General features: G+C 68.9%; 13 protein-coding genes. 3 read left to right on the top strand and 10 right to left on the bottom strand.

Annotated features, from left to right (window positions below):
• Positions 1–14 precede the first annotated feature (14 nt).
• Positions 15–599: a hypothetical protein gene (locus OM513_RS10075; protein WP_264944057.1), complete on the bottom strand. Its 585-nt coding sequence runs from the start codon at positions 597–599 to the stop codon at positions 15–17.
• Entirely contained in the window at positions 596–1,465 is an 870-nt protein-coding gene (locus OM513_RS10080; RefSeq protein ID WP_264944058.1) for a dienelactone hydrolase family protein, read from the bottom strand. Before OM513_RS10080 ends, OM513_RS10075 begins: the two co-directional genes overlap by 4 nt.
• 91 nt (positions 1,466–1,556) lie before the next feature.
• Between OM513_RS10080 and OM513_RS10085 the strand changes: the two genes are divergently transcribed.
• Positions 1,557–2,375, top strand: coding sequence for an arylamine N-acetyltransferase family protein (locus tag OM513_RS10085; protein WP_264944059.1), 819 nt, complete (start codon positions 1,557–1,559; stop codon positions 2,373–2,375).
• 72 nt (positions 2,376–2,447) lie between these two features.
• Here the strand turns inward: OM513_RS10085 and OM513_RS10090 are convergent, their stop codons facing one another.
• The 6 genes from OM513_RS10090 to OM513_RS10115 all read right to left on the bottom strand — a co-directional run bounded on the left by OM513_RS10090 (position 2,448) and on the right by OM513_RS10115 (position 7,557).
• Complete coding sequence (locus OM513_RS10090; protein ID WP_380916318.1) at positions 2,448–3,107, bottom strand: cell cycle transcriptional regulator TrcR; 660 nt, start codon at positions 3,105–3,107, stop codon at positions 2,448–2,450.
• 139 nt (positions 3,108–3,246) lie between these two features.
• Positions 3,247–4,269: a glycosyltransferase family 4 protein gene (locus tag OM513_RS10095; protein WP_264944060.1), complete on the bottom strand. Its 1,023-nt coding sequence runs from the start codon at positions 4,267–4,269 to the stop codon at positions 3,247–3,249.
• 14 nt (positions 4,270–4,283) lie between these two features.
• A complete protein-coding gene (locus OM513_RS10100; protein WP_264944062.1) occupies positions 4,284–5,162 on the bottom strand; it encodes a UDP-2,3-diacylglucosamine diphosphatase in 879 nt (292 codons plus the stop codon).
• A gap of 96 nt (positions 5,163–5,258) precedes the next feature.
• Positions 5,259–5,876: a glutathione S-transferase family protein gene (locus tag OM513_RS10105; protein ID WP_264944063.1), complete on the bottom strand. Its 618-nt coding sequence runs from the start codon at positions 5,874–5,876 to the stop codon at positions 5,259–5,261.
• 101 nt (positions 5,877–5,977) lie between these two features.
• Positions 5,978–6,550, bottom strand: a complete 573-nt coding sequence (locus OM513_RS10110; protein ID WP_264944065.1) for a hypothetical protein — start codon at positions 6,548–6,550, stop codon at positions 5,978–5,980.
• Between the two features lie 5 nt (positions 6,551–6,555).
• A complete protein-coding gene (locus OM513_RS10115) occupies positions 6,556–7,557 on the bottom strand; it encodes an NAD(P)H-quinone oxidoreductase (RefSeq protein WP_264944067.1) in 1,002 nt (333 codons plus the stop codon).
• Positions 7,558–7,651: 94 nt separating this feature from the next.
• On the opposite strand from OM513_RS10115, the gene OM513_RS10120 reads away from it, so the two are divergent.
• Together OM513_RS10120 and clpA are read left to right on the top strand one after the other, a co-directional pair.
• The gene (locus tag OM513_RS10120) at positions 7,652–7,849 is read left to right on the top strand and encodes a DUF1192 domain-containing protein (protein WP_264944069.1); all 198 of its coding nucleotides are present in this window, start codon (positions 7,652–7,654) and stop codon (positions 7,847–7,849) included.
• 138 nt (positions 7,850–7,987) lie between these two features.
• Positions 7,988–10,309 (top strand): ATP-dependent Clp protease ATP-binding subunit ClpA, encoded by a 2,322-nt coding sequence (gene clpA / locus OM513_RS10125; protein WP_264944070.1) that lies wholly within the window; start codon positions 7,988–7,990, stop codon positions 10,307–10,309.
• 208 nt (positions 10,310–10,517) lie between these two features.
• Here clpA and OM513_RS10130 read toward each other — a convergent pair whose 3' ends face one another.
• Complete coding sequence (locus tag OM513_RS10130; protein WP_264944071.1) at positions 10,518–11,039, bottom strand: UrcA family protein; 522 nt, start codon at positions 11,037–11,039, stop codon at positions 10,518–10,520.
• Positions 11,040–11,116: 77 nt separating this feature from the next.
• Complete coding sequence (locus tag OM513_RS10135) at positions 11,117–12,319, bottom strand: DUF418 domain-containing protein (protein WP_264944073.1); 1,203 nt, start codon at positions 12,317–12,319, stop codon at positions 11,117–11,119.
• Between the last annotated feature and the right edge of the window lie 62 nt (positions 12,320–12,381).

Here is a 12,381-nt window from a genome sequence, read left to right on the forward strand (position 1 = left end):
ATACGGAACAATCGTCAGCGCGTCAACGCGGCGGGCAGCGCGTAATCGCCGGGCACCAGATAGCCGAACGACAGGATGATCCGGCGCCTGCGGCCGAACACCGGCTGCGACATATGCGGCCGTTCGCTGGGGAAGAAGGCCAGCACCATTCCCTCCGCCACCTGCCGCGCGCGCGTTTCGATCACCGGCAGCCCGCCCTTGTAGGGAAGCTGGAGGAACAGGTTGGCGCGCAGATGGCGTTTGCCCGGCGGCGCCGAATCGATGTGCAGATGCACCAGCCCGCCCGCGCGGATGATGCTGAGATACCATCCGAACTGCGGCTCGGGCTCCGCATCGGCGGGAATGCCCAGCGCATGCTGGAGCCGCAACCGCACCGCCGTGTAGAGCGGGTCGATCCGCGGCAGCCGCTCCACCCGGCGGAACCGCCGCGGCGCGTTGCCGCTGGTGGAGGCGGTGGCGTTGGCGCGCAGATGCGGCTCCATCGCGCGCGCCCAGGCCAGCAGCGCGCGGCGCTCCGTCTCGCTGACAAAAGCCGGTGCCAGCAGCACGTCCGCGTCCGGCGGCGCATCGCGCCCCGCCAGCGCGGCGCCACCGGTCATGCGGCGGCGCCCAGCGTGCGCTCGAACAGCGCGAGCAGGCGCGCCCAGGCGCGCTCGGCCTGCGGTTCGTTGTACACCCGGCTGTCGGGCGGGCACCAGCCGTGGAGCGTGCCCGGATAAACCTCGATCTCGGCCGCAAGCTTCGCCGCGTCGAAGGCGGTGCGCAGCCGCACCTTCTCCTCGGGCGTGCGCCCGTCGTCATTCTCCGCGACGGCGATCAGGAAGCCCGCCTTCATCTGCGGGATCAGCAGGTGCGGGCTGTCCGGCGCGGTGGTGGCCAGCCCGCCGCCGTGAAAGGATGCGCCCGCGCGCACCCGGTCCGCCCGCGCCGCCGCGGTCTGCATCACCAGCGGCCCGCCCATGCAATAGCCGGTGGTGCCGATGCCGCGCGCGGTATCCACCTCGCCCTGCGCATCCAGGAAATCGATGAAGGCGCGGGCGTCGCCGGCGGCGGCATCGGGCGTCAGCAGCTTGCGATATTCCATCGCCCGCTCGCGAATCGCCGGGGCGTCGGGCGCCTCGCCCGGCTGGGTATAGGGCGGCCGGGCCGAACGGTAGAAGGCGTTGACCGTCAGCACCGCATAGCCCGACGCGGCCAGCCGGTCGGCCATCTTGCGGAAGGCGGGGCGCAGGCCGCCGATATCGGGCCACACCAGCACGCCGGGATGCCTGCCCGCATCGGGCGCGACGAAATAGGCTTCGGCGCTGCCATCGGGCATGGCCACGGTCACCTCGCGCGATTTGAGCGGGCGCGCGTCCGCGGGCGTGGGCAGCATCGCCATCAGCCCCGCCGCCCCCACTCCGGCGCCGAACGCGCGGCGCGAAAGATAGCGGTCGTTGTCGGCGGCGGTATCCTGATCACACATGCGGCATCCTCCCGTCCGCGCGCGGGCCGGGTTCCCCCGCTGCGGCCGGCCAAGGGTAGCGCCGCGGCGCGGGCCGCGCTACCGCCCGGGCATGGAACTCGACGCCTATCTGGACCGTATCGGCTATGCCGGCCCGCGCACGCCGGACCTTGCGACGCTGGAGGGCGTGATGCGTGCGCACGTCGCCGCCGTGCCTTTCGAGAATCTCGACGTCCAGCTCGGCCGCAGGCTCGATACCGCGCTGCCCGCGATCTATGCCAAGATCGTCGGCGATCGGCGCGGCGGCTGGTGCTTCGAGCAGAACGGCCTGCTCGGCTGGGCGCTGGCCGCACTTGGCTTCCGCGTGACCCGGCTGAGCGGCGGCGTGATGCGCGAACGGCAGGGCGAGGCGGCCATGGGCAACCACCTTGCGCTCAAGGTGTCGCTGGAGCGCGACTGGCTGGTGGACGCCGGCTTCGGCGGCAGCCAGGCCGCGCCGGTGCCGCTGGCGGAGGGCGCGCACGAACATCCGCCGTACCGCATATGGCTGGCGCGCGAGCCCGGCGGCCACTGGCGCTTCGCCGAACTGTTCGACGGCGGCAGCCCCTTTACCTATGATTTCCTGGACGGCCCCGCGGACGAGGCGTTGCTCGCGGCCAAGTGCGCCGAGCTCCAGGATATCCCCGAATCGCCCTTCGTCCAGAATCTGGTGGTGCAGCGGCGCGTGGGCGATCGCCACCGCACGCTGCGCGGCCGCGTGTTCAGCGAGCGCGGGCCGGACGGCGTCGCGACCCGCACGATCGGCAGCGCGGACGAGCTGGTGGCCGTTCTGGCGGACGAATTCGGGCTCCGGGTGCCCGCCGCGGCCGGGCTGTGGGACGCGATCTGCGAACGCCACGCCGCGCTGTTCCCCGAAACCGCAGGCGCCTGAAACGGCAAAGGCCCCTCCCCGCCGGGGAAGGGGCCTTGTGCATGGTCCCTGGGCGTTCGCCCTGGGCGCCGCTCAGCGCTTGAAGGGGTCCTCGAACGCGGGTGCCGGGGCCTCTTCGCCGCTGGCGGCCAGCTCGGCCGCATGGGCCGCGGCCTCGCGCTCGGCGCGGAGCTGCTCGATCAGCGCCTCGCGGTCGCCCTCCAGGCGGGTGTCGACCTGCGCCTCGATGCCGGCGGCCTTGGCGGCCTTGGCCACCGCGGCGTCCAGCTCGCGCTGGGTGGTCAGGCCCAGCGTCACCGGGTCCTTCGGCACGATGTTGCCGATGTTCCAGTGGCTGCGATCGCGGATCGCGGCGATGGTGGTGCGGGTGGTGCCGATCAGCTTGCCGATCGCGCCGTCCGAAATCTCCGGATGGTGGCGCAGGATCCAGGCGATGCCGTCCGGCTTGTCCTGGCGCTTGGAAACCGGGGTGTAGCGCGGCCCCTTGGTGCGGCGGACCTGCTCGGGGCCTTTCATCATCTTCAGGACGTAGTTGGCGTCCTTCTGCCCCTTCTCGATCTCGTCCATCGTCAGCTCGTGCGCGCGGACGGGATCGCGGCCGGTCAGCTTGGTCGCGGCGGTATCGTCGGCGATCGCCTGAACCTCCAGGATGTGGAGCCCGCAGAACTCGGCGATCTGCTCAAAGGTGAGCGACGTATTCTCGACCAGCCAGGAAGCGGTCGCATGCGGCATCAGCGGCTGGGCCACGGTGATATTCTCCAGAAACAACAAGGGCCGCCCTCACCGGGCGGCCGTTCACGGGGCGAGCATTAATCCCGGAACGCGGCGGGGGCAAGTTGTTCGAGGAATTAATGGCTTGCGGCCGCCCGCTTCAGGCCGCCACCGCCTCGTCGCCGATCGGGGCCAGCGCGTGGAGGAACTGGCTGGCGCTCGCCCGCCAGGTGAAGGTGCGGCCATAGGCGGCGCACGCCGCGCGGTCGCGCGTCAGCGCGGCGGCGATGGCGGCGTCCAGGTCTTCGTCCATCGCCCCGGTCTCCGCCGTCAGCACGTCCACCGGGCCGGTGACCGGATAGCCCGCCACCGGCACCCCGCAGGCCAGCGCCTCGATCATCACCAGCCCGAAGGTGTCGGTGCGGCTGGGGAAGACGAACACGTCCGCCGCGGCATAGGCGCTCGCCAGCTCCTCGCCGAACATCGCGCCCAGGAACCGCGCCTGGGGATAGCGCGCCTCCAGCGCGGCGCGCGCAGGCCCGTCGCCCACCACCACCTTGGTCCCCGGATGGCGGCACGCCAGGAACGCCTCCAGATTCTTTTCCACCGCGACGCGGCCGACATAGAGCTGCACCGGCCCCTGAAGCCCCTGCATCGCCGGATGCGGCGCCAGCCCGGGGCGGAAATTGTCCAGGTCCACGCCGCGGCCCCAGTTGCGCACCTGGGTCAGCCCGTGATCGACCAGCGACTGGCGGATCGACGGCGTGGAGGCCAGGATCGCCTCGCTCGGCCCGTGGAACCACTTGATATAGCGCCAGATCCACGCCGCCGGCACGCCCGACCGCGCCGAGACATAGTCCGGGAACTGGGTGTGATAGGCGGTGGTGAAGGGATTGCTCGTGCGCAGGCACCAGCGGCGCGCGGCGACGCACAGCGGCCCTTCGGTCGCCAGATGGATCGCCTGGGGCGCGAACGCCTCCAGCATCGCCCCCACGCTGGCCACCCGCGTCACCGCCAGCCGGATTTCCGGATAGGTGGGGCACGGCAGCGAATAGAAGAGATCGGGCGAGATCACGAGCACCTCATGCCCCGCCTTGGTCAGCTCGGCCCGCATCGCCTGAAGGGTGCGGACCACGCCGTTTACCTGTGGCTCCCAGGCGTCGGTGATGATCGCGATGCGCATCGGATCGTGCGGCGTCAGGCGGCCGCTTTCCGCATCGCATCGCTCCGTGGCGCGCTTTCCCGTGCTGCCAGCTCGTCCGCCCAGTGCAGGATCTCCATCCGGCCGTCATGATGCTCGACCAAGGCCGTGCAGCTTTCGACCCAATCGCCGTCGTTGTAATATTCGATGCCGGAGATAGCACGCATTTCGGCGGTGTGGATATGCCCCGCGATGACACCGTCCACGCCGCGCGCGCCGGCCTCGTGCGCCACCACCTCTTCGAAGCGCGAGATGAACTCGACGGCGTTCTTCACCTTCTGCTTGGCGTATTTGCTCAGCGACCAATAGGGCAGGCCCAGCGCCGCGCGCACGGCGTTGAACCAGCGGTTCAGCCCCATGATCGCCTCATATGCCGCATCGCCCAGATAGGCGAGCCAGCGGTGCGACAGCATGATCGCATCGAATTCGTCGCCGTGCAGCACCAACAGCCGCTTGCCGTCGGCGGTCTCGTGGATCGCGTGGCGGCGGATTTCGACCCCGCCGAAGTTCAGCCCGGTGAACTGGCGGAACATCTCGTCGTGGTTGCCGGGAACATAGACGATCCGGGTGCCGCGCTTGGCCCGCTTCAGCACGCGCCACAGGATGTCGTTGTGCGCCGCCGGCCAGTAGAATTTCTTCTTCAGCGCCCAGCCGTCGATGATGTCGCCGACCAGGTACATGGTCTCGCTGTCGACATGATCCAGGAAGTCGATCAGCATCGCAGCGTTGCAGCCGCGCGTGCCCAGGTGGACGTCGGAGATCCACACCGTGCGATAGCGCCGCCGCTCGCTCACCGCGCGTTCGGGGATCGACGGAGACGAAGACGAAAAGTCCGCCGGATCCAGCCCGAACGGAAGCCTGGTTACCGTCGCCATGTCGCGAACCCCCAGAGATTACCCTTGCCCTGGGGCGCCGCTATGACCACGGATTGTTACACGCCGATTCCGCCGCGGCGACAGTTCGGTTACCGTTCAGACCTCGATCGTGACATGACCGGGCCGCGCCGCCACCCGCGCCAGCCATGCCTGGACGTTGGGATAGTCCGCCAGGCGGAAGCCCGCGTCCTCGCAGACATGGGTGTAGGCATAGAGCGCGATGTCGGCCAGGGTGAAGGCGCCGGCCGCGAACCAGTCGTGCGCGGCCAGATGCTCCTCCATCAGTTGCAGCGCGGCCAGCCCCGCGGCGCGCTTGGCGGGTTCGTTGGCGCGCTGGAGGTCGCTGAACCCCGCCTCGCCGATCCAGACGTGCCAGAAGCGCAGCGTCGCGATGTTGGGTTCGTGGTTATATTGTTCCCAGAACATCCATCGCAGCATGTCCGCGCGATCGAAATCGTCATCGGGGATCAGCGGCGTGCCGCTGGCTAGGTAGAAGCAGGCGGCGTTGCTTTCCGGCAGGAAGCGGCCGCCGGCCTGCAACACCGGGATACGGCCGTTGGCGCTGACGCCGTCCAGGAAGGCGGGGGTGCGCGTCTCGCCCTTCATGATGTCATATTCGCGCCGCTCCAGCACGGCGCCGACATGCGCCGCGGTCAGCCGGATCTTGTAGCAGTTCCCCGAGCGGGCATATTCGTGAAGGATCAGTTCCGGCATCGCTTCCTCCCAGTCCGATGCCCGCGCTCATGCCCGCAAGCGCGGCGGGGTCCAATCGAAAGCAAGGCGAAACGCATAAGCGCGGCTTATGCGCCGGATGATCAGAGGATGCCGGTCTCCTCGCGGATCTTCGCCTGCACGCGCAGCCACAGCCAGATCGCCAGGCCCACGCCCGCGACCCACAGCCAGCCCCACAGGTACATCCAGAAGGGGAAGGTCGTGCCCTGGAACACGTCGCCGCCGTTCGCGCGCCTGGCCTGATCGTGGCCATAGGCGTTGAGCGCCGAATAGACCGTCTCGCGATCGGTGCGGTAATAGACCACGTCGCCATATTCGGTGGACCAGCCGAACGGCATGCCCAGCACGCCATATTCGCGGATCGATCGCCCGGCGAAGAGCTGGCCGGGCTTGCCGGGATTATAGCTGTCGTCCTCGTCCGGCGGCAGCTTGCGGCCGTTCACCAGGATGTCGAACATCGTCTGCGGGCGCACCAGATGCAGCCCGTAATCGTCGAGCGACTTGCGGAAAACGCCCTCGGGATCGGCCGCCACCTTGTCGAGCGGGGCGACCACCGGCCGCTCCGCGAAGGTCCAGGAACGTTCGGTGAAGAACAGCGCGAACCACAGCACGCCCACCACCAGGCAGGTGACCGCGGTGAACGGCAGCCATCGCATCGGCATCACTCCCCCATCGCGAGCACGATCTTCCCCACATGCTCGCCTGCTTCCATCCGCCGGTGCGCGTCTGCGGCGGCCTCCAGCGGAAATACGGCGTCGATCACGGGCTTCAGCCGCCCCTCCGCGGCGAAAGGCCACACGGTCTGTGCCAGCTCGTCCGCGACCAGCGACTTGAACTCGGCCGATCGCGCGCGCAGCGTCGATCCGGTGATGATCAGCCGCTTGCGCATCACCTCGAAGATCGGGATCGTCGCCTCCGGCCCGCGCTGGATCGCGATCGAGACGTGGCGCCCCTCCTCGCCCAGGCACTTCAGATTGCGCGGCACATAATCGCCCCCGACCATGTCGAGCACCACCGCAACGCCGCGCCCGCCGGTGATCTCCTTCACCCGCGCCACGAAATCCTCCGCGCGATAGTCGATCGCGTGATCGGCCCCGAGCGAGAGCGCCGCGGCGCATTTCTCCGGCGATCCGGCGGTGACGATGATCGTGACGCCGAACAGGTTGCACAGCGCGATCGCCATCGTGCCGATGCCGCTGGTGCCGCCATGGACCAGCACCGTATCGCCCTCCGCGGCATATCCGCGCTCGAACAGGTTGGTCCACACGGTGAACAGCGTCTCGGGGACGGCGGCGGCCTCCACCATCGTCATCGCGTGCGGCACCGGCAGGCACTGGCCCGCGGGCGCGACGGCATATTCGGCATAGCCCCCGCCCGCGATCAGCGCGCACATCGGCTGGCCGATCAGCTCCGGCGGCACGCCCGGCCCGGCCGCAACCACGGTGCCCGCCACCTCCAGCCCCGGGATGCTCGATGCGCCGGGCGGCGGCGGATAAAGGCCCTTGCGCTGCATCACGTCCGGCCGGTTCACGCCGGCCGCCGCGACGCGGATCAGCACCTCGCCCTCGCCCGGCCTGGGCACGGGCCGCTCGACCGGCACAAGCACCTCCGGCCCGCCGGGGCCGGCCGGATCGATCGCACGCATCACTTCGGGAAACGCCATGGTCCTGCCCCCCGCAGACCCCGTAACAACCCTGGGTCCGTATGAACCCTGGCCGTTATTGACTTCGCTCTCGCGCCGGTCAACGCTGCGAACCGTGGACCTCGAAGAGAATCTGCCCCGCCGCAAGCAGGACCTGCTGGCCGAGCTGGCCCGGCAGGACCTTGATCCCCTGTCGGTCGAGGAGCTGAACGAGCGCGTCGCCGCGCTGGAGGCGGAGATCGTCCGCACAAAGGCGCGGATGGAACGCGCCGTTAACCATCGCGCAAGCGCTGACTCCCTATTCAAACGATGAGCGTGAGGGCACCGGGCAAGGGGCGATACGCCGCTACACTCCGGTGCCGGGCCGCAGCGCTTGATGCGAGGTCCCGTCGTCCCGACATAGGGAGAAACCGGGCCTCGTATCCCATCGGCCCGACTGGAGTTGCACCCAATGCCTAGTTTCGCCTCCGCGCTCGAATCGACCCTCCACAAGGCGCTGGAAGCCGCCAGCTCGCGGCGCCACGAATATGCGACGCTGGAGCATCTGCTGCTCGCGCTCGTCGATGACGAGCATGCCAGCAAGGTGATGAGTGCGTGCGGGGTGGACCTGGGCGACCTGAAGAACACCGTCGCCAACTATCTCGACACCGAGCTGGAGGCGCTGAAGGTCGAGCAGGCCACCGATCCCTCGCCCACCAGCGGGTTCCAGCGCGTGGTGCAGCGCGCGATCCTGCACGTCCAGTCCTCCGGCCGCGACGAGGTGACCGGCGCCAACGTGCTGGTCGCGCTGTTCAGCGAGCGGGAGAGCTACGCCGTCTATTTCCTGCAGCAGCAGGACATGAGCCGGCTCGACGCAGTGAGCTTCATCAGCCACGGCGTCGGCAAGAACGCCGCATCGAACGAGACCCAGACGCCCAAGGGCGCCGAGGAGGAGAAGCCCGCCAAGGCCGAGGCCAAGAGCGGCAAGGGCGAAAGCGCGCTCAAGCAGTTCACCGTCGACCTCAACGAGAAGGCGAAGAACGGCAAGGTCGATCCGCTGATCGGCCGCGGGCCGGAGGTGGACCGCACCGTCCAGATCCTGTGCCGCCGCAGCAAGAACAACCCGCTCTATGTCGGCGATCCGGGCGTGGGCAAGACCGCCATCGCCGAAGGCCTGGCGCGCAAGATCGTCGAGGGCGACGTGCCCGAGGTGCTGAAGCCCGCCGTCATCTATTCGCTCGACATGGGGGCGCTGCTGGCCGGCACCCGCTATCGCGGCGATTTCGAGGAACGGCTGAAGCAGGTGGTGAACGAGCTGGAAAAGCTGCCCCACGCGATCCTGTTCATCGACGAGATCCATACGGTGATCGGCGCCGGCGCCACCAGCGGCGGCGCGATGGACGCATCGAACCTGCTCAAGCCCGCGCTCTCCGGCGGCACGATCCGGTGCATCGGATCGACCACCTACAAGGAGTTCCGCAACCATTTCGAGAAGGACCGGGCGCTGCTCCGGCGCTTCCAGAAGATCGACGTCAACGAACCCAGCATCGAGGACACGATCAAGATCATCACCGGCCTGCGCCCCGCGTTCGAGGGGCATCATTCGGTGAAATACACGCCGGACGCGATCAAGTCCGCCGTCGAGCTTTCGGCGCGCTACATCAACGACCGCAAGCTGCCCGACAAGGCGATCGACGTGATCGACGAGGTGGGCGCGATGCAGATGCTGGTGCCGCCCAGCCGCCGCAAGAAGGTGATCACGCCCAAGGAGATCGAGCAGGTGATCGCCACCATGGCGCGCATCCCGCCGAAGAGCGTCTCCACCGACGATACCCGCGTACTCGCCAATCTGGAGACCGACCTGAAGCGCGTCGTGTTCGGCCAGAACAAGGCGATCGAGGTGCTGTCCGCGGCGATCAAGCTCAGCCGCGCGGGCCTGCGCGATCCGGACAAGCCGATCGGCAACTATCTGTTCAGCGGCCCCACCGGCGTGGGCAAGACCGAGGTGGCGAAGCAGCTCGCCGAGCTGCTCGGCATCCCGCTCCAGCGTTTCGACATGTCCGAATATATGGAGCGCCATTCGGTCAGTCGGCTGATCGGCGCGCCCCCGGGCTATGTCGGCTATGATCAGGGCGGCCTGCTCACCGACGCGGTGGACCAGCAGCCGCATTGCGTGCTGCTGCTCGACGAGATCGAGAAGGCGCATCCGGACCTGTACAACATCCTGTTGCAGGTGATGGACAACGGCAAGCTGACCGATCACCACGGCAAGACCGTCGATTTCCGCAACGTCATCCTGATCATGACGACCAACGCGGGCGCGTCCGACATGGCGCGCGAATCGATCGGCTTCGGCCAGATCAGCCGCGACGACGTCCAGGAAGACGCGGTGAAGAAGCTGTTCACGCCGGAGTTCCGCAACCGCCTGGATGCGATCGTGCCGTTCGACTATCTGCCGCCGGAGATCGTCAGCCGCGTGGTGGACAAGTTCATCCTCCAGCTCGAGCTCCAGCTTTCGGATCGCGGCGTCCATATCCAGCTCGACGAGCCTTCCAAGGCGTGGCTCACCGAGCGCGGCTACGACAAGCTCTATGGCGCGCGGCCGATGGGCCGCCTGATCCAGGAGAAGGTGAAACAGCCGCTGGCCGAGGAGCTGTTGTTCGGCAAGCTCGTCCACGGCGGCGAGGTGAACGTGAAGCTGAAGGACGGCGCGCTGTCCTTCCAGATCACCCCCGCCGCGCCCAAGAAGCCCGGCAAGGGCGGCAAGAAGGCCGTCCCCGCCAAGGCCAAATGATCCGGCCCGCCTCCCCCGCCGGGGGGAGACGGAGCCGCTCGGGCAGCCCCCCTATCCTCCCCCGCCAGGGGGAGGTGGCATGCGTAGCGTGACGCAGCGGGCGGATGCCAGAACGAAGCCAGGCGCACCCTCCCCTTCCGGCGCACCTCGCCCAGGCCGGGGTGGATACCGATGGCGGCGGCAACCCTCGAAACCGCCCCGCGCGGCCCTACCAGCCCGGCCCGTATCCCGGCTGGGGGATAGGCAGCGGCGGATAATATCCCGGCGGCGGCATCGGCGCGGGGGGATAATATCCCGGCCCGATTACGATCACGGTAACCGCGGGCGGCGGCGGATAGGCCGGGCCCTGCCACACCGGGCTCTGCCATACCGGGGCCTGCCCCGGCGGCGGGCAGCCATAGGGGCCGGCCCATCGGCCGCAGGCGCGAAGCTGCGCCTCACGCTCGGCGGCCAGCCGGCGCATCCATTCGTCGCGCGCGATCGCCGCGTTCGCCTGGTCCCAGGCGCTGGCCCAGGCCTCGTCGCGGCAGCGGCGGTCCGGCCCGCAGATGCGCGACACGGCCCGCTCCACGCGCCGCTCCAGCTCGCGTCTTCCCGCGGCGGTGGAAAGATCGAGATCCGCGACAGGCACGGCCAGCGATCGCGTCTCGCCCTGCCCGCCCGCCGCCATTGCCGGTGAAGCGGGCGCCGCCGTCAGCGCGGCCAGGGCGAAAAGGATCGGCCGGATCATGCGTTAAGCATACTCCCCCGTGCGCCGCGCCGGAACCGCGCGTTCGCACTGCCGCCGTCCCGCCACCGGACAGGCGTTCAGGCGGCCGCGGGCGCCTTGCGGAAGGGCACGTCCCACGAACGATAGGTCAGCGCGCGCCACGCCCATTCGAGCGGGCCGTAATGGAATCGCCGCAGCCATTCGTGCGCCGCGATCATCTGCGCCGCCACCGCGCCCAGCCCCACCGCCAGCCGCGTCGCCTGGCTCCAATCGTCCCACAGCCCCAGGCCGAAGCCATAGAATACGGGCACGAACACCAGGCTCTGCGCGACATAGAAGGTCAGCGTCAGCCGCCCCATCGCCGCGAACGGGCGCGTCAGGAAGCGCGCCGGCCCCTGCCACAGCGCGATCACCACCAGCGCCCAGATCGTGGTGCCGCACAGATCGAACCAGCTTCCCAGCAGATAGCGCAGCTCGCGCGCCGCCGCCTCGCCATGGCCCGCCGCCAGCACCCACTGCGCCGCCGGCTCGCGGACGTAATAGAGCAAGGCCCCCAGCGGCACCGCCACCGCAAGCGCGATCCAGCGCGCCCGCGCAAACGCCTCCGGCCGCGCGAAGAAGCCGATCCGGCCCAGCAACATGCCGGCGATGTACAGCCCCAGGATGTTCAGCAACCGCCCGGATTCGATCATGAACCACCATTTGGGCACCTGGCCTGCCCACAGGTTGGCACGGACATATTCGGAAAAGCTGCCATGGACATAGACCGGCATCGCCGGATCGATCCAATGGTTGGGCGGCAGATTGGCCCATCCCGCGCCGAAAAAGGCCGCCAGGAACTGCACCATCAGCACCGGCCCCGCCAGCGACAGCGCCGCCACCGCGGCCAGCACGCGATTGTCCTTCACGCGATGCGCGATCAGCAGCAGGAAACCCATCGCCGACAGCAACTGGATGATGTCGCCGCGATAGACCCAGCTATGCAGCGTGCCGATGCCGAACAGCACGGTCAGCCGCCAGGCGAAGCGCCCGGTGAAATCCACCCCGCGGCGCGCGGCGCGATCCATCAGGATGTAGAAGCTGAAGCCGAAGCACAGCGCGAGCAGCGAGAAGCTCTTGCCCATCAGCAGGAAATAGATGGCGTCGGAGATCGGGCCGGGCTTCGGATCGAACCAGTAGAGCTCGAACGATTCGATCATATGGACGAGGAACAGCCCGGCGAGCGCGAAGCCGCGCACCGCGTCCACCACCTCCAGCCGCGAATCGCCGCCGCCCTTCACCGCTTCACGCGAACCCGACAAACCCGAACACTCCGCCAGTTTCGCGCTCCCTATAGGGTACTGCGCGCGCAGGCAAAGGCCCG

The organism is Sphingomonas canadensis, from assembly GCF_026013525.1.
In the GTDB taxonomy this organism is placed as follows: Bacteria; Pseudomonadota; Alphaproteobacteria; order Sphingomonadales; family Sphingomonadaceae; genus Sphingomonas; species Sphingomonas canadensis.

What these genes read in the sequence shown, in the direction of transcription:
- OM513_RS10075 (WP_264944057.1), bottom strand. Translation starts at nt 599, where the DNA reads ATGACCGGTGGCGCCGCGCTGGCGGGGCGCGATGCGCCGCCGGACGCG.
- OM513_RS10080 (WP_264944058.1), bottom strand. Translation starts at nt 1,465, where the DNA reads ATGTGTGATCAGGATACCGCCGCCGACAACGACCGCTATCTTTCGCGC.
- OM513_RS10085 (WP_264944059.1), top strand. Translation starts at nt 1,557, where the DNA reads ATGGAACTCGACGCCTATCTGGACCGTATCGGCTATGCCGGCCCGCGC.
- OM513_RS10090 (WP_380916318.1), bottom strand. Translation starts at nt 3,107, where the DNA reads ATGCCGCATGCGACCGCTTCCTGGCTGGTCGAGAATACGTCGCTCACC.
- OM513_RS10095 (WP_264944060.1), bottom strand. Translation starts at nt 4,269, where the DNA reads ATGCGCATCGCGATCATCACCGACGCCTGGGAGCCACAGGTAAACGGC.
- OM513_RS10100 (WP_264944062.1), bottom strand. Translation starts at nt 5,162, where the DNA reads ATGGCGACGGTAACCAGGCTTCCGTTCGGGCTGGATCCGGCGGACTTT.
- OM513_RS10105 (WP_264944063.1), bottom strand. Translation starts at nt 5,876, where the DNA reads ATGCCGGAACTGATCCTTCACGAATATGCCCGCTCGGGGAACTGCTAC.
- OM513_RS10110 (WP_264944065.1), bottom strand. Translation starts at nt 6,550, where the DNA reads ATGCGATGGCTGCCGTTCACCGCGGTCACCTGCCTGGTGGTGGGCGTG.
- OM513_RS10115 (WP_264944067.1), bottom strand. Translation starts at nt 7,557, where the DNA reads ATGGCGTTTCCCGAAGTGATGCGTGCGATCGATCCGGCCGGCCCCGGC.
- clpA (WP_264944070.1), top strand. Translation starts at nt 7,988, where the DNA reads ATGCCTAGTTTCGCCTCCGCGCTCGAATCGACCCTCCACAAGGCGCTG.
- OM513_RS10130 (WP_264944071.1), bottom strand. Translation starts at nt 11,039, where the DNA reads ATGATCCGGCCGATCCTTTTCGCCCTGGCCGCGCTGACGGCGGCGCCC.